Below are 26890 nucleotides of genomic sequence, written 5' to 3' on the forward strand. Positions count from 1 at the left end.
AACCTCCAGGGTTACGCCTGGTGTTGCCAGCTTAACGTCATTGAGACGGAGTCGGCATAGCGCAGGGCGTGAAGTTTATCGATCTCTACTTCAGCATAGGTGACCCAGTGATGTTCACGTGCGATATCCAGCACATCCTGAGTTAATTTTTCCAGTAAAGAGAAGCGGTTACTCTCAACATGTTGAATGATGCTTTTGGTTACGGTGCGATAGTTCAGGGCGTCATTGATATCTTCACTGTCCCGGGCCTTGTCGGCCGGGTAGTGGATCACCACATTAACGACGATATCCTGACGGTTGGCACGCTCCTCCTCTTTGATGCCGATATAGGTGCGCAGGCGTAAATTTTTAATACGAATAATCGCGTCGTGCTGGGACATTGCAGGCTTCCTCGGTGTCATTATTGCCACCATGATACATGAGGAAACCGTTTATATCTGCTGCACTTTTTGCATCGCGCGCTCGGTTGCCGGGCGGGTGCGGATGCGCTCAAACCAGTTGTTCACCGCAGGCCACGACGCCAGGTCGACGCGATGGTTTTCATGGGTATTGACCCACGGCCAGCAGGCGATATCCGCGATGCTGTAGTGCTCCCCTCCCAGCCACGGCGATTTTTCCAGACGCTTATTCAGCACGTTATAGAGCCGTTGCGTCTCGACCTGAAAACGTTCGATGGCGTAGGGGATGGGCTGCGGTGCAAAGTGGTTAAAATGATAGTTCTGACCAATCATCGGCCCCAGCCCGCCCACTTGCCAGAAGAGCCACTGCAGGGTGACGTGGCGTTCCCGTAATTCGCCGCTCAGCAGCTTGCCGCTTTTTTCCGCCAGATAGAGCAGGATCTCACCGGACTCAAACAGGCTCAGCGGGGCACCGCCATCGTCCGGGTCATGATCGACGATGGCGGGGATTTTATTGTTAGGCGAAATGGCGAGAAACTCAGGGCGGAACTGTTCGCCTTTGCTGATATCAACCGGCAGGATGCGGTAATCCAGCTGGGCCTCCTCCAGAAAAAGCGTGATCTTATGCCCGTTGGGGGTAGGGGCGTAGTAAAGGTCAATCATCGCAACTCCTGTCATAACGATTATTGCGGCATAGGATCGAGTATAGGTGGTGATGATAAATCGTGAGTTTTCATCAAGTGACAGCCGGGGCAGGAGGTTATATTTTGGATAGATACCCACCTTCCGAAGCGTTACGAGGATTTTATGAGCCAACCTGCAATTACCCTGTGGTCAGATGCCGATTATTACTCCCCTTACGTCATGAGCGTTTATGTCGCGCTGGCCGAGAAGGGATTGCCTTTTACCCTGAAGACCGTGGATCTCAGCCGGGGTGAAAATCGACAGCCGCAGTGGCGAGGCTATGCCCTGACCCGCCGCGTGCCGGTGCTGGAGATCGACGGCTTTGAACTCAGTGAATCCTCGGCCATTGCCGAATATCTGGAGGAGCATTTTGCCCCGCCGGAGTGGGAGCGGATCTTCCCTCACGATCGGCAAAAACGCGCCCGCGCGCGTCAAATCCAGGCGTGGCTGCGCAGCGATCTGATGCCGATCCGTGAGGAGCGTTCTACCGACGTGGTATTTGGCGGGGTGAAAAAACCGGCCCTCAGCGAAAATGCGCAGCGGGCGGCAAACCAGCTCTACGATGTCGCCTCGTCACTGCTTGCCCACGGCCAGCAAAACCTCTTCGGAGAGTGGTGTATTGCCGATGCGGATCTGGCCCTGATGCTCAACCGTCTGGTGCTCAATGGCGACGACGTGCCCCAGCAGCTGGTGGATTACGCTAATTTCCAGTGGCAGCGGGCGTCCGTGCAGCGGTACGTGGCGTTGTCGGCGAAGCGGGCGGGCTAATATTCCGGTATAATGGGGCAGCTTTTCGACACAAGGAATTACTGATGAAGCTGATGTTTGCATCGGACATCCACGGATCGCTGCCGGCGACCGAACGGGTGCTTTCGCTGTTTAACCAGAGCGGGGCGCAATGGCTGGTTATCCTCGGGGATGTACTGAACCACGGCCCGCGCAACCCGCTGCCCGAAGGCTACGCGCCTGCTGAGGTCGCCGATCGACTCAACGCCTACGCGTCGCGGATTATCGCCGTGCGCGGTAACTGTGACAGCGAAGTTGACCAGATGCTGTTGCACTTTCCCATCACCGCCCCCTGGCAGCAGATCCTGCTGGAGAACTGCCGGCTGTTTGTGACTCACGGTCATCTGTTTGGTCCGGATAACCTGCCCGCGCTGAATGCTGGCGATGTGCTGGTTTACGGCCATACTCATATTCCGGTAGCCGGGAAACAGGGCGACCTCATGCATTTCAATCCTGGCTCGGTCAGCCTGCCCAAAGGCGGTTTTTCCCCCAGCTACGGCATGCTGGAAGGAAACCATTTGTGCGTTATGACGCTGAATGACGGCCAGGTTATTGCGCAGTCAGAGATTAATCCGTAATTTACTCCTCAACAGTAAACGCGCCGCGAGAGCGCTTTAAAGAGAAGGTTTCCCGATGGTGGAGCAGAGTCATTTGGCAAGTACGGAATGGGTGGATATTGTCAACGAAGACAATGAGGTAATCGCACAGGCGAGCCGCGAGCAGATGCGGGCGCAGCGCCTTCGCCATCGCGCGACCTATATCGTCGTGCATGATGGGATGGGCAATATTCTGGTTCAGCGCCGTACCGAAACGAAAGACTTTATGCCCGGCATGCTCGATGCTACCGCCGGTGGCGTAGTGCAGGCCGATGAGCAGTTACTCGATTCCGCTCGCCGCGAAGCGGAAGAGGAGCTGGGGATTGCCGGCGTGCCGTTTGCCGAACATGGCCAGTTCTACTTTGAAGATAGCCACTGCCGCGTCTGGGGAGGCCTTTTCAGCTGTGTCTCCCACGGTCCGTTTGCGCTGCAGGAGGAAGAGGTGAGTGAAGTCTGTTGGATGACCCCGGCGGAGATCACCGCCCGTTGCGACGACTTCACGCCAGATTCGCTGAAAGCGCTGGCCCTGTGGATGAGCCGCAATGCCAGCAACGAGCCGGTTAAGCACGAAGAAGCTTAATCGCGACCATAAAAAAAGGCGACCCGCGGGTCGCCTTTTTACGTTGGGGTGCTGCTTACTGCTGGGAAGACTGGATCGCGGTCAGGGCGATGGTGTAGACGATATCGTCTACCAGCGCGCCACGAGACAGGTCGTTCACCGGCTTGCGCATACCCTGCAGCATCGGCCCGATGGAGATCAGGTCGGCTGAACGCTGTACCGCTTTGTAGGTGGTGTTACCGGTGTTCAGATCCGGGAAGATGAACACGGTAGCGCGACCCGCAACCGGCGAGTTCGGCGCTTTGGATTTCGCTACGTCAGCCATAACTGCGGCGTCATACTGCAGCGGGCCATCGATAACCAGATCCGGGCGTTTTTCCTGAGCAATACGGGTCGCTTCACGTACTTTCTCTACGTCGCTACCTGCACCAGAAGTACCGGTGGAGTAGGAGAGCATCGCTACGCGCGGTTCAATACCGAAGGCAATCGCGGAGTCAGCAGACTGGATTGCGATCTCGGCCAGCTGTTCAGCAGTTGGATCCGGGTTGATCGCACAGTCACCGTACACGTAAACCTGTTCCGGCAGCAGCATGAAGAACACGGACGAGACCAGCGAGCTGCCTGGTGCAGTTTTGATCAGCTGCAGCGGCGGACGGATGGTGTTCGCAGTAGTGTGAACCGCACCGGAAACCAGACCGTCAACTTCGTCCTGCTCCAGCATCAGCGTACCGAGAACCACGTTGTCTTCCAGCTGTTCGCGGGCAACGGCTTCAGTCATGCCCTTGCTCTTACGCAGCTCGACCAGACGGGCAACGTAGCTTTCACGCACCACTTCCGGGTCCACGATTTCGATACCAGAACCCAGCTCAACGCCCTGTGAAGCAGCAACGCGGGTGATCTCATCCGGGTTACCCAACAGCACACAGGTGGCGATACCACGCTCGGCACAGATGGCTGCGGCTTTAACGGTACGCGGTTCATCGCCTTCTGGCAGCACAACGCGTTTGCCCGCTTTACGCGCCAGCTCGGTGAGCTGATAACGGAAGGCTGGTGGAGAGAGACGACGGCTGCGCTCGGAGGTCGCGGTCAGGGATTCAATCCAGTCGGCATTGATGCAACCGGCAACGTATTCCTGCACTTTCTCGATACGCTGATGGTCATCAACCGGCACTTCCAGGTTGAAGCTCTGCAGGCTCAGAGAGGTCTGCCAGGTGTTGGTGTCTACCATGAAGACCGGCAGGCCGGTGGCAAATGCGCGTTCGCACAGTTTGCTGACGCGTGGGTCCATTTCATAGGCACCGGTCAGCAGGATCGCACCGATTTCCACGCCGTTCATCGCCGCCAGGCAGGCTGCAACCAGCACGTCAGGACGGTCAGCGGAGGTCACCAGCAGGGAACCTGCACGGAAGTGTTCCAGCATGTGCGGAATGCTACGCGCACAGAAGGTCACGGACTTCACGCGACGGGTGTTGATATCGCCTTCGTTAACGATGGTGGCGTTCAGGTGACGCGCCATATCGATTGCACGGGTGGCGATCAGATCGAAGCTCCACTGCACCGCGCCCAGCACTGGCAGGGAGCTATACTCCTGCAGTTTAGCCGGATCGATTTTCACGACTTTCGCTTTGGACGAGTCGTCGAAAATTTCAGACAGGTCAGGGCGAGTACGGCCTTGCTCATCAACCGGGGCGTTCAGTTTGTTAACGATAACGCCGGTGATGTTGGCATTTTTCGCGCCGCCGAAGCTGCTGCGGGTCAGCTCAATACGCTCTTTCAGCTGTTCCGGGGTATCGGTACCCTGGGACATGACGAACACGATTTCCGCGTTCAGCGTTTTGGCGATTTCGAAGTTAAGGGACTGAGCAAACTGATGCTTGCGCGTCGGTACCAGGCCTTCTACCAGCACCACTTCCGCATCCTGGGCGTTAGCGTGATAGTTAGCGATGATCTCTTCCATCAGCACGTCTTTCTGGTTGCTGGAGAGCAGAGACTCAACGTGGCTCATCTTCAGCGGTTCAGCGGCTGGCAGGTTAGAGTTCGCACGAACGATAGTGGTGGTCTGGTCTGGGGCATCGCCACCAGCACGTGGTTGAGCGATTGGCTTAAACACGCTCAGACGAACGCCTTTGCGTTCCATCGCACGGATCACACCGAGGCTGACGCTGGTCAGGCCTACGCTGGTTCCGGTCGGGATCAGCATAATAGTACGGGACACGATTTATCCTCTTTCGTTACCGCCGAAATCAGGCGGGCTACAAAACAGCACCGCCAGCATTGCTGGCGGTGTGGAATCAGGCAGTCAGACGGTTCGCGTCTTGCGCGATGACCAGCTCTTCGTTGGTTGGGATAACCATTGCCAGAGTGGTGCCTTCTTTGTTGATGAAGCCAGACTTACCGAAGCGCGCAGCCAGGTTACGTTCATGGTCAACGTCAAAGCCCAGCACGCCCAGTTTGCCCAGGGACAGCTCGCGCACCATTGCTGCGTTCTCACCAATACCACCGGTGAAGACCACGCCATCCAGACGACCATCCATCAGCGCAGTGTAAGAACCGATGTACTTGGCCAGACGGTGGCAGTAAACGTCCATTGCACGTTTAGCGTCTTCTTTCTCGGCGTAGTTATCTTCAACGTAGCGGCAGTCGCTGGTGACTTCGGTCAGACCCAGCAGGCCAGACTCTTTAGTCAGCATTTTGTTGATATCTTCAACGCTCATGCCCAGGGTATCGTGCAGATGGAAGATGATCGCCGGGTCGATATCACCGGAGCGAGTACCCATCACCAGGCCTTCCAGCGGGGTCAGACCCATAGAGGTATCAACACATTTGCCGTTACGGATAGCAGAAACGGAACCGCCGTTGCCCAGGTGGCAAGTGATGATATTCACTTCTTCAACCGGCTTGTTCAGCATTTTCGCAGCTTCTTGCGTCACGTAGAAATGGCTGGTGCCGTGTGCGCCGTAGCGACGAACGCCGTGCTCTTTGTACAGTTTGTACGGCAGGGCATAGAGGTAAGACTCTTCCGGCATGGTCTGATGGAACGCGGTGTCGAATACGGCCACGTTTTTGTCTTTCAGATGCGGGAAGGATTTCAGTGCTTCAGCGATACCGATCAGGTGAGCCGGGTTATGCAGCGGTGCAAAAGAGGCGGAGTCTTTGATACCCTGAATAACGGAGTCATCAATGATCACAGAACTGGTGTACTTCTCGCCACCATGAACGATACGGTGACCGATAGCAGTCAGCTGAGCGGACAGTTCTGGTTTTTGTGCCAGAATAGTGTTAACGATAAAGTTCAGCGCTTCGCTGTGAGCGGCGCCTGCACCTAAAGCCGCTTCCTGTTTGCTGCCGTCCATTTTCCACTTAAGACGTGCTTCAGGAAGATGGAAACATTCGGCCAAACCAGAAAGGTACTCTTCACCGTTGATCGCATCGATGATAGCGAATTTAAGTGAGGAGCTACCGCAGTTCAGAACCAGTACTAACTTACTCGACATGGAAGTACCTATTATTGATACGTGGCTAAAAAAACGTCAGTGAGTCAAGGATCGTAGCGCAAGATATCGCTGACATTTATGATTAACATCATGCCTGATGTACATTCTGGCATGACGAAAAGAATACATATGATTTTATGCCATTTTGCGCATTTTTCCGGCAATGGCATAATGTGCGATAATTTGACGAGTGAACATTCGTCGTCTAAGGCCTTTGCAGGCCGGCACAGGATACCCGATACTGGGTAGTGCTGACAAAAGTTTTTGAACGATGTCATGACCAGTTGTGGTTTTGCACGAATTTTTTAATCTTTATATGTGAAGTTGAGGTAAGCCATGTCGACACCCGTGAACCCTTCCGTGAGCTTTTTTAGCCTGTTTCGCCGGGGACAGCATTATTCGAAGACGTGGCCACTGGAAAAGCGGCTGGCACCCGTCTTCATTGAAAACCGCGTAATCCGCGCGACCCGCCACGCTATTCGGCTGATGCCGCCCCTCGCCGTTTTTACCCTGTGCTGGCAGATTGCACTGGGTGGTCAACTCGGGCCTGCGGTGGCTACCGCGCTGTTCGCCCTGAGCCTGCCGATGCAGGGATTGTGGTGGCTGGGTAAACGTTCGGTCACGCCACTGCCGCCGTCAGTGTTGTCCTGGTTCTATGAAGTTCGCGGCAAGTTGCAGGATGCCGGTCAGGCGCTGGCTCCGGTCGAGGGTAAACCCGACTATCAGGCGCTGGCCGATACCCTGAAGCGTGCATTCAAGCAACTTGATAAAACATTCCTCGATGACTTGTGATTGATCATCGAAACGATCGCTAAAAGAAGGCACAGTAACCCACCGTTACCGTGTCTTTTTTTTACGCTGCCATGTGCAACAGGAGTCGAAAGATGGAAATGACCCACGCTCAACGTCTGATTTTATCTAACCAGTACAAAATGATGACGATGCTTGATCCCGACAACGCCGAGCGCTATCGCCGCTTGCAGACTATCGTCGAACGTGGTTTCGGTTTACAGATGCGCGAGCTGGATCGCGAGTTTGGCGAACTTAAGGAAGAGACCTGTCGTACCGTTATCGACATCATGGAGATGTACCACGCCCTGCATGTTTCATGGACTAACCTGAAAGATGCCCAGACCATCGACGAACGTCGTGTCACCTTCCTGGGCTTTGATGCCGCCACCGAATCCCGTTACCTGAGTTATGTCCGCTTTATGGTTAATGTGGAAGGGCGCTACACCCATTTCGATGCCGGTACCCATGGCTTTAACGCCCAGACCCCGATGTGGGAAAAGTATCAGCGGATGCTCAGCGTATGGCACGCCTGCCCGCGTCAGTACCATCTGAGCAGCAATGAGATTCAACAAATTATTAACGCCTGACGGAGGTTGATGTGCAGTGTAAAGGTTTTCTGTTTGATCTGGACGGTACGCTGGTCGATTCGTTACCGGTGGTGGAGCGCTCCTGGTGTCGCTGGGCTGACCGGCATGGCATCGACCATCAGGAGGTGCTGAATTTTATCCATGGCAAACAGGCCATAACCTCTTTACGGCACTTTCTGCAGGGCAAAAGCGAAGATGCTATTCAGGCGGAGTTTACCTGGCTTGAGCAGGTTGAAGCCACCGATACCGACGGTATCACCGCGCTGCCGGGGGCGCTTGAGCTGCTCAGACACCTGAATGAAGCGGGGATCCCGTGGGCTATCGTCACCTCCGGCTCGGTTCCTGTGGCCCATGCGCGGCACAGAGCGGCAGGGTTGCCGGTGCCGGAGGTGTTTATCACCGCAGAGCGGGTAACGCGCGGCAAGCCGGAGCCCGACGCCTTTTTACTCGGCGCGAAGCTGCTGGGGCTGGCGCCGGAAGAATGCGTGGTGGTGGAAGATGCCGCCGCTGGCGTGCTGGCGGGCCTTAATGCTGGCTGCCATGTCATTGCCGTCAATGTTCCCGCCAACTCACCGCGCCTGGAGGAGGCAGACCTTGTGCTCACCACGCTTGAGGCCGTCGCCGTCAGCCGCACAGCCGACGGGAATGTAACCGTCTCCCAAAAAATGTAATCCCATGATATAGCCCCACATTGTTGGGGCTTTTTTATGGCACTATCGGCTTCACTCTCTTCTGACAAGGATCTGTTTTGAACGGTGAACTTATTTGGGTCTTAAGCCTGCTTCTTATCGCGATTATTCTGTTTGCGACCGGCAAAGTCCGCATGGATGCCGTGGCCCTGCTGGTGATCGTGGCCTTTGTGCTCAGTGGCACCTTAACTCTCCCGGAAGCCTTCTCTGGCTTTAGCGATCCCAACGTTATTTTAATTGCCGCCCTGTTTATCATTGGTGACGGCCTGGTGCGCACCGGCGTGGCGACCAGTATGGGCTCCTGGCTGGTCAGCGTGGCGGGCAACAGCGAAACCAAAATGCTGATCTTTTTGATGCTCACCGTCGCCGGGCTGGGGGCGTTTATGAGCTCTACCGGGGTGGTGGCAATCTTTATTCCGGTGGTGCTCAGCGTCTCGATGCGCATGCAGATCTCGCCCTCGCGTCTGATGATGCCGCTCAGCTTCGCCGGGCTTATCAGCGGCATGATGACGCTGGTGGCCACACCGCCGAACCTGGTGGTCAACAGTGAACTGCTGCGTGAAGGTCTGGAAGGCTTTGGCTTCTTCAGCGTGACGCCGCTGGGGCTGGTGATCCTCGTGCTGGGCATTATCTATATGCTGCTGACCCGCTTTGCCCTGAAGAGCGATAAGCAGGATAAACCTCGCGACGGCTGGAAGCGCCGCACCTTCCGCGATCTGATCAAAGAGTATCGCCTCACCGGACGGGCCCGTCGCCTGGCGATCCGCCCCGGCTCACCGCTGATTGGTCAGCGTCTGGACGATCTCAAACTTCGCGAACGCTACGGGGCGAACGTCATTGGTGTGGAGCGCTGGCGTCGTTTTCGCCGGGTGATTGTGAACGTTAACGGCGTATCGGAGTTTCGCGCCCGGGACGTGCTGCTGATTGATATGTCCTCCGCGGATGTCGATCTGCGCGACTTTTGCAGCGAACAGCTGCTGGAGCCGATGGTCCTGCGCGGGGAGTACTTCTCCGATCAGGCGCTGGACGTGGGGATGGCGGAGGTGTCGCTGATCCCCGAGTCGGAGCTGCTCGGCAAAACCATCCGTGAAATAGGCTTTCGTACCCGTTACGGTCTGAACGTGGTGGGGTTAAAACGCGACGGCGTGGCGATAGACGGTTCGGTGGTGGATGAGCCCCTGGAACTGGGGGATATCTTCCTGGTGGTGGGCAACTGGAAGCTGATCACCCAGTTGGGTCAGAGAGGTCGCGATTTTGTGGTGCTCAACTTACCCATCGAAGTAAGCGATGCCTCTCCCGCCCACAGCCAGGCGCCGCACGCCATTTTTTGTCTGGTGCTGATGGTCGCCCTGATGCTGACCGACGAAATTCCCAATCCGGTGGCGGCGATCGTGGCCTGCCTGCTGATGGGCAAATTCCGCTGTATCGATGCTGAAAGCGCTTACAAGGCGATCCACTGGCCGAGCATCATTTTGATTGTCGGCATGATGCCCTTTGCGCTGGCGCTGCAAAAAACTGGTGGGGTCGATTTGGTGGTGCAAGGGTTGATGGAGCTGGGAGGCGGTTACGGCCCTTACATGATGCTGATGTGCCTGTTTATCATGTGCGCCACCATCGGGCTGTTTATCTCCAACACCGCAACCGCGGTCCTGATGGCACCCATTGCGCTGGCGATGGCGAAATCGATGGGCGTATCGCCTTATCCCTTTGCGATGATGGTGGCGATGGCCGCGTCAGCCGCCTTTATGACGCCGGTCTCGTCACCGGTTAACACCCTGGTACTGGGGCCAGGCAAATACAGCTTCAGCGATTTCGTGAAGCTCGGCGTGCCCTTCACGATCCTGGTGATGGTGGTGTGCGTGGTGATGATCCCGGTGTTGTTCCCGTTTTAACGCCGCGTGATACGGTTTGGTAGGCCGGGTAAGGCGTAGCCGCCACCCGGCACAAAACTACAACGGTGAATCCTGGCTAATCTCATCCAGCGACAGCTGGAAGCTCGGAACAAACACCTGCATAAAGTAGTCCATCTCCTCACTGCGGCGCGACTCGAGGGTCTTTTCCAGGCGGGTTTTCGCCAGTAAAAACTCATGATTGCCGGCAGAGAGCTCTTCCAGACATTTCAGGTAGGCGCAGAGCGCGTCGGCCTGCTTGACGATCGACCGATCCTCTTCGCTGTAGCTCTGCTCGTCAATCAGCGGCTCGAAAATATCCCGCAGCTCGTCCGGCACCATATCGACCAGTTTTTGCTGAGCGATTTTCTCGATCGCTTTGTACTCCTGGGCAATTTGCGAATTGAAGTACTTCACCGGGGTGGGTAGATCGCCCGTCAGCACCTCGGAGGCATCATGGTACATCGCCAGCAGGGCGATACGTTCAGCATTGACCTGGCCGTTAAACTTGCGGTTTTTGATGGCTGCCAGCGCGTGGGCGACCATGGCAACCTGCAGGCTGTGCTCGGAGACGTTCTCGGTGCGCACGTTACGCATCAGCGGCCAGCGGTTAATCAGTTTCAGGCGGGAAAGATGGGCGAAGAAATGACTCTGACTCATAAGTTACCTTTTGTCTTGCACAGCGACAGGTTTCATTGTGAGGGGAGGGGCGGTGAGATGCAAATCGGGCTGCCAGTGGCAGCCCGAGGGTCTTATTACTGATGGTATCCGCCGAGGAATCGCCCGAAGCGGCTGATGGCCATCTCCAGCTCATCCTCACGCGGCAGCGTAACGATGCGCACATGGTCCGGCCACGGCCAGTTAAACGCGGTGCCCTGCACCAGCAACACTTTTTCCTGCAGCAGGAAGTCGAGCACCATCTTCTGATCGTCAAAGATGTTGAAGCGTTTGATATCGATTTTCGGGAACATATAGAGCGCGCCGTTTGGTTTCACGCAGGAGACGCCCGGAATATCGTTAATCAGCTCCCATGCGCGTTGACGCTGCTCATACAGACGCCCGCCCGGCACGATAAATTCACTGATGCTCTGATAGCCGCCCAGTGCCGTCTGGATCGCGTGCTGGGCCGGTACGTTGGCGCACAGACGCATGGAGGCCAGCATCTCCAGACCTTCGATATAGCCTCTGGCGTGTTTCTTCGGCCCGTTCAGCACCATCCAGCCCTGACGGAAACCGGCGACGCGGTAGGTTTTGGACAGACCATTAAAGGTGACGGTCAGCAGATCCGGTGCCAGCGCGGCGATGCAGTGATGCTGTGCCGCGTCGTACAAAATTTTGTCGTAAATCTCATCCGCGAAGATGATCAGGTTATGCTGGCGGGCCAGCTCGACAATCTCCAGCAGCAGCTCTTTGGAATAGACGGCACCGGTTGGGTTGTTCGGGTTGATGATGACGATCCCGCGGGTGCGCGGCGTGATTTTGGCGCGAATGTCATCCAGGTCCGGGAACCAGTCAGCGGATTCATCACACAGGTAGTGCACCGCTTTACCGCTGGAGAGCGAAACTGCCGCGGTCCACAGTGGGTAATCCGGTGCCGGGACCAGCATTTCGTCACCGCTGTTCAGCAGGGCCTGCATCGCCTGGACGATCAGCTCGGAAACACCGTTACCAATGTAGATATCTTCTACAGTCACATCGCGCATGCCCTGCGCCTGATAGTGCTGCATGATGGCTTTACGCGCAGAGTAGAGACCTTTGGAGTCGCTGTAGCCTTGCGCCGTCGGCAGGTTGCGGATCACATCAACCAGAATTTCATCCGGTGCATCAAAACCAAATGGCGCCGGGTTGCCGATATTGAGCTTAAGTACTTTATTACCTTCTTCTTCGAGACGTTTTGCCTCTTTAAGAACCGGGCCACGAATGTCGTAACAAACGTTATCTAACTTGCTGGATTTTTCGATGGGTGACATGAATCTTTAACCTTTTCGCTGTTATTGCTACTTCCTGCCGTGGAAGTTAGCACGGAACAATGTACTCCTCGCTTGGCCGATTTTGAAGCGTTGGCAGAAGAAGATTTTGTCCATTCCCCGAAAGTGATATTGAAGTTTTTAACTGTTTTTTAACTTTGCTTACATTTTATGGGCCATATTTTTATTGTTATTTGGTGATTTATTTTGGTTGTGGCGTATTAAAATGGATTTTACGCTGTAAAAAAGCCGCGTATTGAGCGACTTAGGCTGGCAGTGCTACAGTTTCCTACAGGAACATTTCGTAAAAGCTGAATGAAATGCAGTAGCGTTTACTTCCCTGCCTTTTTATATAAAGGTTGCTCGTGTGAATTTAATGTTAAGTATTATTAATCATTAAGTCTTGATCGAATTATTAGTTATTTCCAAATAAAGGCGAAATCGCAACTTTCGTTAATATAAATAAAATTAGTTTAGCGAGTTATCACTCAGGTTAAATCACTGGAAACGCAATAAGGCTTATAAATAAAAAGGTTTTAGGGTAAGATGTCACTGAGTTTAGCGAAGAAAGATAACAGGTCACTCCAGGCCTTGATACGTTAACCTTTAATAGTTTATTGTTATTGCTAGAATTATCTCTGCCTTGAGAAGTTAAGTGACACCATTGCTGCTTAACCTGTACTGCGATAAAGTTGACACTGGAAATGCATCTTCTTTTATGGAATTTACATCATCCGGCAAACATCTATATATCTCGAACGTTGTTGAGAATAAAAATATCGTCAGATAAGTTGTTTCTGACCACTGATATACCCAGCACAATTACATTACGCAGGCACAATGCCAGACCGGGACGTCAGAGGATTTGTTTCAGAAGGAACTGTATTACTTTTACGCACACAGCTTAAACCCGGGGCAGCTCCGTACGAGCAACCTGTAAGTGAAAAGATATGATTAATGCAAATCGTCCGATACTGAATCTCGACCTCGATCTGCTGAGAACCTTTGTGGCGGTCGCCGATCTCAACACCTTTGCTGCTGCCGCGGCCGCAGTTTGCCGTACCCAATCTGCGGTCAGTCAACAAATGCAACGACTGGAGCAACTGGTGGGTAAAGAGCTTTTTGCCCGTCATGGCCGCAATAAGCTGTTAACGGAACACGGGATTCAGCTGCTGGGTTATGCCAGAAAAATCCTACGTTTCAATGATGAAGCATGTACATCCTTAATGTTTAGTAATCTGCAGGGCGTCTTAACTTTAGGTGCGTCTGATGAGTCGGCGGATACTATTCTGCCGTTCCTGCTCAACCGCATCAGTTCGGTTTATCCGAAGCTTGCGCTGGATGTCAGGGTTAAACGTAATGCCTATATGGTCGATATGCTGCAGGAGCAGGAGGTCGATCTGGTGGTCACTACTCACCGTACCGGCCAGTTTGACAGCCTGACGCTGCGTACTTCGCCGACGCACTGGTACTGTGCCGCAGAATTTTCTCTGCAGCGCGGGGAGCCGGTTCCGCTGGTGCTGCTGGACGATCCCAGCCCGTTCCGCGACATTGTGCTGGCCACGCTCAATGCCGCCAACGTGCCATGGCGACTCGCCTATGTAGCCTCAACGCTGCCTGCGGTTCGCGCAGCGGTGAAAGCGGGGCTTGGCGTCACGGCACGCCCGGTTGAGATGATGAGTCCGGATTTACGGGTGTTAGGGAAAGCGGATGGATTGCCTGCGCTGCCGGATACGGAGTATATGCTGTGCCACAACCCGCTCAGCAAAAATGAACTGGCGCAGACCATTTTTAACGCCATGGAAAACTACGACAACCCCTGGCAGTACAACAATGTTACTCCGGAAGGGGGGGACGACTCCCTGGTGATAGAGCGCGATTTCGAGTAAACGAATCACTCATAATCTGATAACAATTGTTCCAACGAAAAAGAACCACTGCGGCTGAAGACCAGCAAAGTGGTTCTTTTTTTGCATCTACCCTCTACGTTTTACCTTACGTTTTAGACAATCTTGTGTTTTATCAACCCGATAGTTGTCCATTCTGCCTTGCAAAACCTGCTTCCCCGCTTCTCTCTAATGTCAATGGGCATGTTAAAAAAGCAGCAAAGATGTTGCCGTTTTTTTGATTGAATTAACAAAAGCGTGTCACAGATCAAGAAAATACTCCTCTTTGGGGGGAGGAATCAGCGGCAAATCCTGTCAAAATAGACGGGTAATCTTTGTATTAGATTGCTACGGACTCGATTCAACACCCCCACGCCGGAACGCGCCTCACACTTTTTGAGGGTAAAGGGCATTAAATGTTAATGAAGATCGAACGATGTAATCTAATGTGAAGAAACTTTTGTTAAAGTTGACAAAAGGTTATAGAAAGGAGTAAAAAACCACATCATTTTGCTGTCTATGTCTCATTTTTCGACAGTTAGTGTACGGTTATTTGTTCCTCCCCATGAATCGATGTGATGCCCATCTGCCAGAAAGAGCAGGGTTTTCAGGTATCACTTTTGATGAGTAAGCAATGAGTATGTCAACATCCACAGAAGTCATCGCTCATCACTGGGCATTCGCAATCTTTCTTATCGTTGCCATTGGCCTGTGCTGCCTGATGCTTATCGGCGGCTGGTTCCTCGGCGGTCGCGCCCGGGCAAGGCACAAAAACACGCCATTTGAATCGGGTATCGATTCGGTAGGTACCGCGCGTTTACGCCTGTCCGCCAAGTTCTATCTGGTGGCCATGTTCTTCGTCATCTTTGACGTGGAAGCGCTTTACCTGTTCGCATGGTCGACCTCCATTCGTGAGAGTGGCTGGGTAGGCTTTGTCGAGGCCGCAATTTTCATTTTAGTGTTACTGGCCGGTCTGGTTTATCTGGTGCGTATCGGCGCGCTGGACTGGACACCTGCACGTTCACGCCGTGAACGTACCAACCCGGAAAACAGTATCTCTAATCGTCAGCAGTAACAGCGAGGCAATAAGATGGATTATACGCTCACCCGCATAGATCCTAACGGTGAGAATGACCGTTACCCCCTGCAAAAGCAGGAGATCGTAACCGACCCCCTGGAGCAAGAAGTCAATAAAAGCGTGTACATGGGCAAGCTCGAAAATGCCATGCACGATATGGTCAACTGGGGTCGTAAGAACTCCATCTGGCCATACAACTTTGGCCTTTCTTGCTGCTACGTTGAAATGGTGACGTCATTCACTGCGGTGCATGACGTTGCGCGTTTTGGTGCAGAAGTACTGCGTGCCTCTCCGCGTCAGGCTGACCTGATGGTGGTAGCAGGGACCTGCTTTACCAAAATGGCGCCGGTCATTCAGCGTCTATACGACCAGATGCTCGAGCCAAAATGGGTTATCTCCATGGGTGCTTGTGCAAACTCTGGCGGTATGTACGACATTTATTCTGTTGTGCAAGGTGTAGATAAGTTCATCCCGGTGGATGTTTACATCCCGGGCTGCCCACCGCGTCCAGAAGCCTATATGCAGGCTCTGATGCTGTTGCAGGAGTCGATTGGCAAAGAACGCCGTCCGCTCTCCTGGGTCGTGGGTGACCAGGGCGTGTACCGCGCTAACATGCAGTCCGAACGCGAGCGTAAACGCGGCGAACGTATTGCAGTGACCAATCTGCGTACACCGGACGAAATTTAATTTGCGCCTGTGGGCATGGAGATAACCTTCGCATATCACTATTCAAATAGCGCGAAGCCACGCCCGACAGTCACCACGGACCTTTTGCAATGGTGAACACTATGACCGACTTAACCGCGCAAGACGCCGCCTGGCAAACACGGGATCATCTGGATGACCCGGTCATTGGCGAACTGCGCAACCGTTTTGGGCCGGATGCCTTTACTGTTCAGGCCACCCGCACCGGGGTACCCGTTGTTTGGGTGAAGCGTGAGCAGTTACTGGAAGTGGTTGATTTCCTAAAGAAACTGCCTAAACCTTACGTCATGCTTTTTGACTTACACGGCATGGACGAACGTCTGCGAACTCACCGCCAGGGCCTCCCTGCTGCGGATTTTTCCGTTTTCTACCACCTGATCTCAATAGACCGCAACACGGATATCATGCTCAAGGTGGCATTGTCTGAAAACGACATGCATCTGCCGACGATCACCAAACTGTTCCCGAACGCCAACTGGTATGAGCGTGAGACCTGGGAAATGTTTGGCATGACCTTCGACGGTCACCCGCACCTGACCCGCATCATGATGCCGCCAACCTGGACCGGTCATCCGCTGCGTAAAGACTATCCGGCCCGCGCCACCGAATTCGACCCGTTTGAGCTGACCAAAGCCAAACAGGATCTGGAGATGGAAGCGCTGACCTTCAAGCCGGAAGACTGGGGCATGAAGCGCGGTACCGATAACGAGGACTTCATGTTCCTCAACCTCGGTCCAAACCACCCGTCTGCGCACGGTGCATTCCGTATTATTCTTCAGCTTGATGGCGAAGAGATTGTCGACTGCGTACCTGATATCGGTTACCACCACCGTGGTGCTGAGAAGATGGGCGAGCGTCAGTCCTGGCACAGCTATATTCCGTATACCGACCGTATCGAGTACCTCGGCGGCTGCGTAAACGAAATGCCATACGTGCTGGCCGTTGAGAAACTGGCGGGTATCACCACCCCGGATCGCGTTAACGTGATCCGCGTGATGCTGTCAGAACTGTTCCGTATTAACAGCCACCTGCTGTACATCTCCACGTTCATTCAGGACGTCGGCGCGATGACCCCGGTCTTCTTCGCCTTTACCGATCGTCAGAAAATCTACGATCTGGTGGAAGCGATTACCGGTTTCCGTATGCACCCGGCCTGGTTCCGTATTGGCGGTGTGGCACACGATCTGCCGCGCGGCTGGGACCGTCTGCTGCGTGAATTCCTCGACTGGATGCCGAAACGTCTGGCGTCGTACGAGAAAGCCGCGCTGCGTAACACCATCCTGATTGGCCGTTCTAAAGGCGTTGCTGCCTATGGCGCGAAAGAGGCGCTGGAGTGGGGTACAACAGGTGCAGGTCTGCGTGCCACCGGTATTGATTTCGACGTGCGTAAAGCCCGTCCTTACTCTGGCTACGAAAACTTCGACTTTGAAGTCCCGGTTGGCGGCGGTGTATCCGACTGCTACACCCGCGTAATGCTGAAAGTGGAAGAGCTGCGCCAGAGCCTGCGCATCCTTGAGCAGTGCCTCAACAACATGCCGGAAGGCCCGTTCAAGGCGGATCACCCGCTGACCACGCCGCCACCGAAAGAGCGCACACTGCAGCATATCGAAACCCTGATCACGCACTTCCTGCAGGTTTCCTGGGGTCCGGTCATGCCGGCGCAAGAATCCTTCCAGATGATCGAAGCGACCAAGGGTATCAACAGTTACTACCTGACCAGCGACGGCAGCACCATGAGCTACCGTACCCGTGTGCGTACGCCAAGCTTCGCGCACCTGCAGCAGATCCCGGCCGCCATTCGCGGCAGTCTGGTCTCCGACCTGATTGTGTATCTGGGTAGTATCGATTTTGTTATGTCAGATGTGGACCGCTAATTATGCACGAGAATCAACAACCACAAACCGAGGCTTTTGAGCTGAGTGAAGCAGAACGTGCCGCCATTGAGCACGAGATGCACCACTACGAAGACCCGCGTGCGGCGTCCATTGAAGCGCTGAAAATCGTACAGAAACAGCGTGGTTGGGTGCCGGATGGGGCGATCTATGAGATCGCAAAAGTGCTGGGTATTCCGGCAAGTGACGTAGAAGGCGTAGCCACGTTCTATAGCCAGATCTTCCGTCAGCCGGTTGGCCGCCATGTGATCCGCTACTGTGACAGCGTCGTTTGTCACATCACCGGGTATCAGGGCATCCAGGCCGCTATCGAGAAAAAGCTCGATATCAAGCCAGGGCAGACCACCTTTGATGGTCGCTTTACCCTGCTGCCAACCTGCTGCCTGGGCAACTGCGACAAGGGGCCGACCATGATGATTGATGAGGACACTCACAGCCATCTGACGCCGGAAGCCATTCCTGACCTGCTGGAGCAGTACAAATGAAAACTGTAATTCGTACTGCTGAGACTCATCCGCTGACCTGGCGTCTGCGCGATGACAAACAGCCGGTATGGCTTGAAGAATACGAAAGCAAAAACGGCTACGCCGGGGCACGTAAAGCCCTGAGCGGTATGGCGCCGGACGAAATCGTTAATGCGGTAAAAGACGCTGGCCTGAAAGGGCGCGGCGGCGCAGGCTTTTCCACCGGTCTGAAGTGGAGCCTGATGCCGAAAGACGAATCCATGAACATCCGTTACCTGCTGTGTAACGCCGATGAAATGGAGCCAGGCACCTACAAAGACCGCCTGCTGATGGAGCAGCTGCCGCACCTGCTGGTGGAAGGCATGCTGATCTCCGCGTTCGCGCTGAAAGCCTATCGCGGCTACATCTTCCTGCGCGGCGAGTACATCGAAGCGGCAGAGAATTTGCGTCGCGCGATTGCCGAAGCCACCGAAGCGGGCCTGCTTGGCAAAAACATTCTCGGCACCGGTTTTGACTTCGAACTGTTCGTGCATACCGGGGCAGGGCGTTATATCTGTGGTGAAGAGACCGCACTGATTAACTCCCTCGAAGGCCGCCGTGCTAACCCGCGTTCCAAGCCACCGTTCCCGGCAAGCTCCGGCGTATGGGGTAAACCGACCTGCGTTAACAATGTCGAAACCCTGTGTAACGTTCCGGCCATCCTCGCTAACGGCGTGGAGTGGTATCAGGGCATCTCTACAAGTAAAGATGCCGGTACCAAGCTGATGGGCTTCTCCGGTCGCGTGAAGAATCCTGGCGTCTGGGAACTGCCGTTTGGCACCACCGCCCGTGAGATTCTGGAAGACTACGCTGGTGGCATGCGTGATGGCCTGAAATTCAAAGCCTGGCAGCCGGGTGGGGCAGGGACGGACTTCCTGACTGAATCCCATCTCGATCTGCCGATGGAATTCGAAAGCATTGGTAAAGCAGGTAGCCGTCTGGGTACGGCGCTGGCGATGGCCGTCGACCACGAGATCGGCATGGTACCGCTGGTGCGTAACCTGGAAGAGTTCTTCGCCCGTGAGTCCTGCGGCTGGTGTACACCGTGCCGTGATGGTCTGCCGTGGAGCGTGAAGATCCTGCGTGCTATCGAGCGTGGCGAAGGCCAGCCTGGCGATATCGAGACACTTGAGCAACTGTGTCGATTCCTGGGCCCGGGAAAAACCTTCTGTGCGCATGCGCCAGGCGCGGTCGAGCCACTGCAGAGCGCGATTAAATATTTCCGCGACGAATTCGAAGCAGGCATCAAGCAGCCGTTCAGCAATACCCATTCAATCAATGGTATTCAGCCGAACCTGTTGAAAGCGCGCTGGTAAAAACAGAATTTTGATTAACGCTCGAAGTTAATTCGAGCCAACTGGAAGCATGCTAATGGCTACGATTCATGTAGACGGCAAAGAATACGAGGTTAATGGCGCGGACAACCTGCTGGAAGCTTGTCTGTCCCTCGGCCTTGATATTCCGTATTTTTGCTGGCATCCGGCGCTGGGGAGCGTCGGTGCTTGCCGCCAGTGTGCGGTGAAGCAATATCAAAACGCGGAAGACACGCGTGGTCGCCTGGTGATGTCCTGTATGACGCCAGCCACCGAAGGTACCTTTATTTCTATCGACGATACGGAAGCGAAACAGTTCCGTGAAAGCGTGGTGGAGTGGTTGATGACCAACCACCCGCACGATTGTCCGGTCTGTGAAGAGGGCGGTAACTGCCACCTTCAGGATATGACCGTGATGACCGGGCACAGCTTCCGTCGTTACCGTTTCACCAAGCGTACCCACCGTAACCAGGATCTGGGGCCGTTCATCTCTCACGAAATGAACCGCTGCATCGCCTGCTACCGCTGCGTGCGTTACTACAAAGACTACGCCGACGGCGAAGATCTGGGCGTTTATGGCGCACATGACAACGTCTACTTCGGTCGTCCGGAAGACGGTGTGCTGGAGAGCGAATTCTCCGGTAACCTGGTCGAAATCTGTCCGACCGGCGTCTTCACCGATAAAACGCACTCCGAGCGTTACAACCGTAAGTGGGACATGCAGTTTGCGCCAAGCATCTGCCAGCAGTGCTCCCTCGGCTGTAACACCAGCCCGGGTGAACGCTATGGCGAACTGCGTCGTATCGAAAACCGTTACAACGGTACCGTTAACCACTACTTCCTCTGCGACCGCGGTCGTTTCGGCTATGGCTATGTGAACCTGAAAGACCGTCCGCGTCAGCCGGTTCAGCGCCGTGGCGACGACGTCATCACCCTGAACGCCGAGCAGGCGATGCAGGGCGCGGCGGATATTCTGCGCCAGTCGAAGAAAGTGATCGGTATCGGCTCCCCGCGTGCCAGCGTTGAAAGCAACTTCGCGCTGCGTGAGCTGGTGGGTGCGGATAACTTCTACACCGGTATCGCTCAGGGCGAGCAGGAACGTCTGCAGCTGGTGCTGAAAGTGCTGCGCGAAGGCGGGGTTCATACTCCGGCCCTGCGCGAAATCGAATCCTATGATGCGGTTCTGGTATTGGGTGAAGATTTAACCCAGACCGGCGCTCGTGCTGCCCTGGCGGTTCGTCAGGCGGTGAAAGGGAAAGCGCGTGAAATGGCAGCGGCCCAGAAAGTGGCTGACTGGCAGATCGCGGCAATCCTCAACATCGGTCAGCGCGCCAAGCATCCGTTGTTTGTGACTAACGTCGACAATACCCGTCTGGACGACATCGCGGCCTGGACCTACCGTGCCCCGGTTGAAGATCAGGCGCGCCTCGGCTTTGCTATCGCCCACGCGCTGGACAGCAGCTCCCCGGCCGTTGAACTGGATCGCGATCTGCAAAACAAGGTTGACGTGATCGTGCAGGCGCTGGCCGGTGCGAAGAAACCGCTGATCATTTCCGGTACTAACGCCGGTAGCGCAGAGATCATTGAAGCGGCTGCCAACGTGGCTAAAGCCCTGAAAGGTCGCGGTGCGGACGTTGGCGTGACCATGATTGCCCGTGCGGTAAACAGCATCGGTCTGGGCATGATTGGCGGCGGCTCTCTGGAAGAAGCGTTAAGCGAACTGGAATCCGGTTCTGCTGACGCGGTGGTGGTGCTGGAAAACGATCTGCATCGTCATGCTTCTGCTGCCCGCGTGGATGCCGCTCTGTCGAAAGCGCCGCTGGTGATGGTTATCGACCATCAGCGCACGGCAATCATGGACAAAGCGCATCTGGTGCTCTCTGCGGCAAGCTTCGCTGAAAGCGACGGCACCGTGGTGAACAACGAAGGCCGCGCCCAGCGCTTCTTCCAGGTTTATGACCCGGCTTACTACGACAGCAACATCGTGATGCTGGAAAGCTGGCGCTGGCTGCACTCCCTGCACAGCACCGTGCTGAGCCGTGAAGTGGACTGGACCCAGCTCGACCACGTGATCGACGCTGCCGTGGCACAACTGCCGCAGCTGGCAGGCATTAAAGATGCGGCACCGGAAGCCAGCTTCCGTATTCGCGGCCAGAAACTGGCCCGTGAACCGCACCGCTACAGCGGTCGTACCGCGATGCGTGCCAACATCAGCGTGCATGAACCGCGCCAACCGCAGGACAAAGACACCATGTTCGCCTTCTCGATGGAAGGGAACAACCAGCCGTCTGCACCGCGTTCGCAGATCCCATTCGCATGGGCGCCAGGCTGGAACTCCCCGCAGGCATGGAACAAGTTCCAGGCGGAAGTGGGCGGTTCTCTGCGTCACGGCGATCCGGGCGTACGTCTGTTTGAAGCAAGCGCAACCGGTCTCGAGTTCTTCTCCACCGTGCCGGCACGCTTCCAGGCGGAAGAGGGTAACTGGCGTATTGCACCGTACTACCATCTGTTTGGTAGCGACGAAATGTCCCAGCGTTCCCCGGTCTTCCAGACCCGTATGCCGCAGCCGTACATCAAGCTCAACCCGGCAGATGCCGCGAAGCTTGGCGTTAACGCAGGCGCGAACATCAGCTTTAGCTATGAAGGCCAGACAATCAGCCTGCCGCTGATTATCTCTGAAGGTCTGACAGCAGGGCAGGTGGGTCTGCCGATGGGTCTGCCTGGCATCGCGCCAGTGCTGGCGGGTGCGCGCCTTGATAACCTGCAGGAGGCAAAAGCATGAGTTGGTTTACGCCCGATCTTATCGACATCCTGCTGAGCATCCTGAAAGCGGTTGTTATTCTGCTGGTGGTCGTTACCTGCGGCGCGTTCATGAGCTTTGGTGAACGTCGTCTGCTCGGTCTGTTCCAGAACCGTTACGGACCGAACCGCGTGGGCTGGGGTGGTTCACTCCAGCTGGTCGCGGACATGATCAAGATGTTCTTTAAAGAGGACTGGGTCCCGCGCTTCTCGGATCGCGTGATCTTTACTCTGGCACCGATGATCGCCTTTACCTCGCTGCTGCTGGCATTTGCTATCGTTCCGGTCAGCCCGACCTGGGTTGTGGCGGATCTGAACATCGGGATCCTGTTCTTCCTGATGATGGCAGGCCTCGCGGTCTACGCGGTGCTGTTCGCCGGCTGGTCCAGTAACAACAAATACTCCCTGCTGGGTGCGATGCGTGCGTCTGCGCAGACCCTGAGCTACGAAGTGTTCCTGGGTCTCTCCCTGATGGGCGTGGTGGCGCAGGCCGGTTCATTCAACATGACCGACATTGTCAACAACCAGGCCGACATCTGGAACGTGATCCCGCAGTTCTTCGGTTTTGTGACCTTTGCTATCGCGGGCGTGGCGGTGTGTCACCGTCACCCGTTTGACCAGCCAGAAGCCGAGCAGGAACTGGCCGACGGTTACCACATTGAATATTCCGGCATGAAGTTCGGTCTGTTCTTCGTGGGCGAGTACATCGGTATCGTCACCATCTCCGCGTTGATGGTAACGCTGTTCTTTGGTGGCTGGCATGGCCCGTTCTTACCGCCGTTCATCTGGTTCGCCCTGAAAACCGCGTTCTTCATGATGATGTTCATTTTGATTCGTGCGTCCTTACCGCGTCCGCGTTATGACCAGGTAATGTCCTTCGGCTGGAAAGTGTGCCTGCCGCTGACGCTCGTCAACTTGTTGGTAACGGCGGCTGTCATTCTCTGGCAGCAGCCATAAGGGGCTTTAGACCATGACCTTAAAAGAAATTTTGGTAGGCACCGGCACCCAGTTGCGCAGCATCTGGATGATCGGCCTGCACGCGTTTGCCAAACGCGAAACCCGGATGTACCCGGAAGAGCCGGTATATCTGCCGCCGCGCTACCGTGGCCGTATCGTGCTGACGCGCGACCCGGACGGTTCGGAGCGCTGCGTTGCCTGTAACCTGTGTGCGGTAGCCTGTCCGGTGGGCTGTATCTCTCTGCAAAAAGCCGAGACGGTAGACGGTCGCTGGTACCCGGAGTTCTTCCGCATCAACTTCTCACGCTGCATCTTCTGCGGTCTGTGTGAAGAAGCGTGCCCGACCACGGCGATTCAGTTGACCCCGGACTTCGAGCTGGGCGAATACAAGCGTCAGGATCTGGTGTACGAAAAAGAGGATCTGCTGATTTCCGGTCCGGGCAAATACCCGGAATATAACTTCTACCGGATGGCGGGTATGGCAATCGACGGCAAAGATAAGGGCGAAGCAGAGAACGAAGCCAAGCCTATCGACGTCAAGAGCCTGTTACCGTAAGGAGAGGGGCAATGGAATTCGCTTTTTATATCTGTGGCCTGATCGCCATCCTGGCTACGCTGCGAGTGATTACGCACACCAACCCGGTGCATGCGCTGCTCTATTTAATCATTTCGCTGCTGGCCATCTCCGGGGTGTTCTTTGCGCTGGGCGCACACTTTGCGGGTGCGCTTGAAATCATCGTTTACGCCGGGGCCATTATGGTTCTGTTCGTCTTCGTGGTGATGATGCTGAACCTCGGCGGCTCGGAAATCGAACAGGAACGTCAGTGGCTGAAACCGCAGGTGTGGATTGGTCCGGCAATTCTGTCGGCCATCATGCTGGCGGTGATCGTTTACGCCATTCTGGGCGTTAACGACCAGGGTATCGACGGTACGCCAATCAGCGCCAAAGCGGTGGGTATCACCCTGTTCGGGCCATACGTACTGGCGGTTGAACTGGCCTCGATGCTACTGCTGGCAGGCCTGGTCGTGGCATTCCACGTCGGTCGTGAAGAGCGTGCTGGCGAGGTGCTGAGCAACCGCAAGGACGACAGCGCGAAAAGAAAAACGGAGGAACGCGCATGATCCCTTTACAACATGGACTGATCCTCGCAGCGATTTTATTCGTGCTGGGCTTAACCGGTCTGGTTATCCGGCGCAATCTGCTGTTTATGCTGATTGGCCTGGAGATCATGATCAACGCTGCCGCGCTGGCCTTTGTGGTCGCCGGTAGCTACTGGGGCCAGACCGATGGTCAGGTGATGTACATTCTCGCCATCAGCCTTGCGGCTGCCGAAGCGAGTATTGGCCTGGCGCTGTTACTGCAGCTCCACCGTCGCCGCCAGAACCTGAACATCGATTCAGTAAGTGAGTTGCGTGGATGAACATGCTTGCCTTAACCATTATTTTTCCGCTGATCGGCTTCCTGCTGCTGGCGTTTTCTCGCGGCCGCTGGTCTGAGAATCTGTCTGCAACCATCGGGATGGGCTCAATCGGTCTGGCTGCGCTGGTGACAGCGTATGCGGGTATCGACTTCTTCAGTAACGGACGTCAGGCCTACAGCGTGCCGCTGTGGACCTGGATGTCGGTCGGTGATTTCAACATCGGTTTCAACCTGGTGCTGGATGGTCTCTCTCTGACCATGCTCTCCGTGGTGACCGGCGTGGGCTTCCTGATCCACATGTTCGCCTCCTGGTATATGCGCGGTGAAGAGGGTTACTCCCGCTTCTTCGCCTACACCAACCTGTTTATCGCCAGCATGGTGGTTCTGGTGCTGGCCGATAACCTGCTGCTGATGTATCTCGGCTGGGAAGGCGTAGGTCTCTGTTCTTACCTGCTGATCGGTTTCTACTACACCGATCCGAAGAATGGCGCAGCGGCCATGAAAGCGTTCGTCGTGACCCGTGTGGGTGACGTCTTCCTCGCCTTCGCACTGTTCATTCTCTACAACGAACTGGGCACGCTGAACTTCCGCGAAATGGTGGAACTGGCGCCAGCGCACTTCGAAGCAGGCAACAACATGCTGTGGTGGGCAACCCTGATGCTGCTGGGTGGTGCTGTGGGTAAATCCGCACAGCTGCCGTTGCAGACCTGGCTTGCTGACGCGATGGCGGGTCCAACCCCTGTCTCCGCGCTGATCCACGCCGCGACCATGGTTACCGCTGGTGTTTACCTGATTGCGCGTACCCACGGTCTGTTCCTGATGACCCCGGAAATCCTGCATCTGGTGGGTATCGTAGGTGCGGTAACGCTGGTGCTGGCAGGCTTTGCTGCGCTGGTGCAAACCGACATCAAACGCGTTCTCGCTTACTCCACCATGAGCCAGATCGGCTACATGTTCCTGGCCCTGGGCGTCCAGGCGTGGGATGCGGCGATTTTCCATCTGATGACGCATGCGTTCTTTAAAGCGCTGCTGTTCCTCTCGTCCGGTTCGGTGATCCTCGCCTGCCACCATGAGCAGAACATCTTCAAGATGGGCGGTCTGCGCAAATCCATTCCGCTGGTTTACGTCTGCTTCCTGGTGGGCGGCGCGGCGCTGGCGGCACTGCCGCTGATCACCGCGGGCTTCTTCAGTAAGGACGAAATCCTTGCGGGCGCCATGGCAAATGGTCATATCAATCTGATGGTTGCGGGTCTGGTCGGTGCATTCATGACCTCTCTGTATACCTTCCGTATGATTTTCATCGTCTTCCACGGTAAAGAACAAATTCACGCTCACGCAGGGAAGGGGATCACCCACCACCTGCCGCTGATTGTGCTGCTGGTACTCTCCACCTTCGTTGGCGCGATGATTGTGCCACCGCTGCAGGGCGTACTGCCAGACACTACCGAGCTTGAGCACGGTCGCGTTCTGACGCTTGAAATCACCTCGGGTGTGGTCGCTATTGCGGGCATCCTGATTGCTGCATGGCTGTGGCTCGGTAAACGTACGCTGGTAACTGCCGTTGCCAACAGTGCGCCGGGCCGTCTGCTGGGCACCTGGTGGTACAACGCGTGGGGCTTCGACTGGCTGTACGACATGATCTTCGTGAAACCTTTCCTCGGCATTGCGTGGCTGATTAAACGCGATCCGCTGAACTCACTGATGAACACCCCGGCAATCCTCTCCCGCTTTGCAGGTAAAGGCCTGCTGTTCAGCGAGAACGGGTATCTGCGCTGGTATGTGGCGTCCATGAGCATCGGTGCGGTTGTGGTGCTGGCGCTGCTGATGGTGTTGCGTTGATCGTTAAGTGAATTTAATTCGAATTCGTTGAAAATCAGGCCCCTTCCGGGGGCCTTA

Annotated in this window: 25 protein-coding genes; 19 read left to right on the top strand and 6 right to left on the bottom strand. The window is 55.4% G+C overall.

Annotated features, from left to right (window positions below):
- Positions 1 to 11: 11 nt before the first annotated feature.
- Entirely contained in the window at positions 12 to 380 is a 369-nt protein-coding gene (folX, locus tag M8318_RS15730; RefSeq protein ID WP_262663465.1) for a dihydroneopterin triphosphate 2'-epimerase, read from the bottom strand.
- 51 nt (positions 381 to 431) lie between these two features.
- Entirely contained in the window at positions 432 to 1061 is a 630-nt protein-coding gene (gene yfcG, locus M8318_RS15735; protein WP_262663466.1) for a GSH-dependent disulfide bond oxidoreductase, read from the bottom strand.
- A 144-nt stretch (positions 1062 to 1205) separates the two neighbouring features.
- Between yfcG and yfcF the strand changes: the two genes are divergently transcribed.
- Genes yfcF through yfcD form a run of 3 tightly spaced genes read left to right on the top strand, consistent with a single transcriptional unit; the run spans position 1206 to position 3044 of the window.
- Positions 1206 to 1850 (top strand): glutathione transferase, encoded by a 645-nt coding sequence (gene yfcF, locus M8318_RS15740; protein ID WP_225758348.1) that lies wholly within the window; start codon positions 1206 to 1208, stop codon positions 1848 to 1850.
- Between the two features lie 44 nt (positions 1851 to 1894).
- Positions 1895 to 2446, top strand: a complete 552-nt coding sequence (gene yfcE / locus M8318_RS15745) for a phosphodiesterase (protein WP_262663467.1) — start codon at positions 1895 to 1897, stop codon at positions 2444 to 2446.
- Positions 2447 to 2501: 55 nt separating this feature from the next.
- On the top strand, positions 2502 to 3044 hold the full coding sequence (yfcD, locus tag M8318_RS15750) for an NUDIX hydrolase YfcD (protein ID WP_106996036.1): 543 nt from the start codon (positions 2502 to 2504) through the stop codon (positions 3042 to 3044).
- A gap of 55 nt (positions 3045 to 3099) precedes the next feature.
- Here yfcD and pta read toward each other — a convergent pair whose 3' ends face one another.
- Together pta and ackA are read right to left on the bottom strand one after the other, a co-directional pair.
- On the bottom strand, positions 3100 to 5238 hold the full coding sequence (pta, locus tag M8318_RS15755) for a phosphate acetyltransferase (RefSeq protein ID WP_106996035.1): 2139 nt from the start codon (positions 5236 to 5238) through the stop codon (positions 3100 to 3102).
- 76 nt (positions 5239 to 5314) lie between these two features.
- Entirely contained in the window at positions 5315 to 6517 is a 1203-nt protein-coding gene (gene ackA, locus M8318_RS15760; RefSeq protein ID WP_262663468.1) for an acetate kinase, read from the bottom strand.
- 336 nt (positions 6518 to 6853) lie between these two features.
- Between ackA and yfbV the strand changes: the two genes are divergently transcribed.
- The 4 genes from yfbV to M8318_RS15780 all read left to right on the top strand — a co-directional run bounded on the left by yfbV (position 6854) and on the right by M8318_RS15780 (position 10477).
- Complete coding sequence (gene yfbV / locus M8318_RS15765; protein WP_106996033.1) at positions 6854 to 7309, top strand: terminus macrodomain insulation protein YfbV; 456 nt, start codon at positions 6854 to 6856, stop codon at positions 7307 to 7309.
- 92 nt (positions 7310 to 7401) lie between these two features.
- Positions 7402 to 7896 (top strand): YfbU family protein, encoded by a 495-nt coding sequence (locus tag M8318_RS15770; RefSeq protein WP_106996032.1) that lies wholly within the window; start codon positions 7402 to 7404, stop codon positions 7894 to 7896.
- An 11-nt stretch (positions 7897 to 7907) separates the two neighbouring features.
- Positions 7908 to 8567 carry a sugar phosphatase gene (locus M8318_RS15775; RefSeq protein WP_262663469.1) on the top strand — a complete coding sequence of 220 codons (660 nt, stop codon included), beginning with the start codon at positions 7908 to 7910 and terminating at the stop codon, positions 8565 to 8567.
- A gap of 77 nt (positions 8568 to 8644) precedes the next feature.
- A complete protein-coding gene (locus tag M8318_RS15780; RefSeq protein ID WP_262663470.1) occupies positions 8645 to 10477 on the top strand; it encodes an SLC13 family permease in 1833 nt (610 codons plus the stop codon).
- Between the two features lie 57 nt (positions 10478 to 10534).
- Here the strand turns inward: M8318_RS15780 and yfbR are convergent, their stop codons facing one another.
- Together yfbR and M8318_RS15790 are read right to left on the bottom strand one after the other, a co-directional pair.
- Positions 10535 to 11134, bottom strand: a complete 600-nt coding sequence (yfbR, locus tag M8318_RS15785) for a 5'-deoxynucleotidase (protein ID WP_262663471.1) — start codon at positions 11132 to 11134, stop codon at positions 10535 to 10537.
- 95 nt (positions 11135 to 11229) lie between these two features.
- Positions 11230 to 12444 (bottom strand): pyridoxal phosphate-dependent aminotransferase, encoded by a 1215-nt coding sequence (locus M8318_RS15790; RefSeq protein WP_262663472.1) that lies wholly within the window; start codon positions 12442 to 12444, stop codon positions 11230 to 11232.
- 947 nt (positions 12445 to 13391) lie between these two features.
- Here M8318_RS15790 and lrhA point away from each other — a divergent pair.
- The 12 genes from lrhA (at position 13392) to nuoL (ending at position 26833) form a co-directional block, all read left to right on the top strand.
- Positions 13392 to 14330, top strand: a complete 939-nt coding sequence (gene lrhA, locus M8318_RS15795) for a transcriptional regulator LrhA (protein ID WP_262663473.1) — start codon at positions 13392 to 13394, stop codon at positions 14328 to 14330.
- A gap of 631 nt (positions 14331 to 14961) precedes the next feature.
- A complete protein-coding gene (gene nuoA, locus M8318_RS15800; protein WP_166183049.1) occupies positions 14962 to 15402 on the top strand; it encodes an NADH-quinone oxidoreductase subunit NuoA in 441 nt (146 codons plus the stop codon).
- Between the two features lie 15 nt (positions 15403 to 15417).
- Positions 15418 to 16092, top strand: coding sequence for an NADH-quinone oxidoreductase subunit NuoB (nuoB, locus tag M8318_RS15805; RefSeq protein WP_032612787.1), 675 nt, complete (start codon positions 15418 to 15420; stop codon positions 16090 to 16092).
- 89 nt (positions 16093 to 16181) lie between these two features.
- A complete protein-coding gene (nuoC, locus tag M8318_RS15810) occupies positions 16182 to 17984 on the top strand; it encodes an NADH-quinone oxidoreductase subunit C/D (protein WP_072250777.1) in 1803 nt (600 codons plus the stop codon).
- A gap of 2 nt (positions 17985 to 17986) precedes the next feature.
- Complete coding sequence (gene nuoE, locus M8318_RS15815; protein ID WP_014071107.1) at positions 17987 to 18487, top strand: NADH-quinone oxidoreductase subunit NuoE; 501 nt, start codon at positions 17987 to 17989, stop codon at positions 18485 to 18487.
- On the top strand, positions 18484 to 19821 hold the full coding sequence (nuoF, locus tag M8318_RS15820; RefSeq protein WP_225758353.1) for an NADH-quinone oxidoreductase subunit NuoF: 1338 nt from the start codon (positions 18484 to 18486) through the stop codon (positions 19819 to 19821). The genes nuoE and nuoF overlap by 4 nt, the downstream gene beginning before the upstream one ends.
- Before the next feature lie 55 nt (positions 19822 to 19876).
- Positions 19877 to 22600, top strand: coding sequence for an NADH-quinone oxidoreductase subunit NuoG (gene nuoG / locus M8318_RS15825; protein ID WP_262663474.1), 2724 nt, complete (start codon positions 19877 to 19879; stop codon positions 22598 to 22600).
- Positions 22597 to 23574 carry an NADH-quinone oxidoreductase subunit NuoH gene (gene nuoH, locus M8318_RS15830; RefSeq protein WP_106996023.1) on the top strand — a complete coding sequence of 326 codons (978 nt, stop codon included), beginning with the start codon at positions 22597 to 22599 and terminating at the stop codon, positions 23572 to 23574. The genes nuoG and nuoH overlap by 4 nt, the downstream gene beginning before the upstream one ends.
- A 13-nt stretch (positions 23575 to 23587) precedes the next feature.
- Complete coding sequence (nuoI, locus tag M8318_RS15835; protein WP_225758355.1) at positions 23588 to 24130, top strand: NADH-quinone oxidoreductase subunit NuoI; 543 nt, start codon at positions 23588 to 23590, stop codon at positions 24128 to 24130.
- Positions 24131 to 24141: 11 nt separating this feature from the next.
- Positions 24142 to 24696 (top strand): NADH-quinone oxidoreductase subunit J, encoded by a 555-nt coding sequence (gene nuoJ / locus M8318_RS15840; protein ID WP_106996022.1) that lies wholly within the window; start codon positions 24142 to 24144, stop codon positions 24694 to 24696.
- Positions 24693 to 24995 carry an NADH-quinone oxidoreductase subunit NuoK gene (nuoK, locus tag M8318_RS15845; RefSeq protein WP_032612773.1) on the top strand — a complete coding sequence of 101 codons (303 nt, stop codon included), beginning with the start codon at positions 24693 to 24695 and terminating at the stop codon, positions 24993 to 24995. The genes nuoJ and nuoK overlap by 4 nt, the downstream gene beginning before the upstream one ends.
- Positions 24992 to 26833 (top strand): NADH-quinone oxidoreductase subunit L, encoded by a 1842-nt coding sequence (gene nuoL / locus M8318_RS15850; protein WP_261644415.1) that lies wholly within the window; start codon positions 24992 to 24994, stop codon positions 26831 to 26833. The genes nuoK and nuoL overlap by 4 nt, the downstream gene beginning before the upstream one ends.
- Positions 26834 to 26890 lie beyond the last annotated feature (57 nt).

This window comes from Leclercia tamurae, assembly GCF_025566055.1.
GTDB classification, from domain to species: domain Bacteria; phylum Pseudomonadota; class Gammaproteobacteria; order Enterobacterales; family Enterobacteriaceae; genus Enterobacter; species Enterobacter tamurae.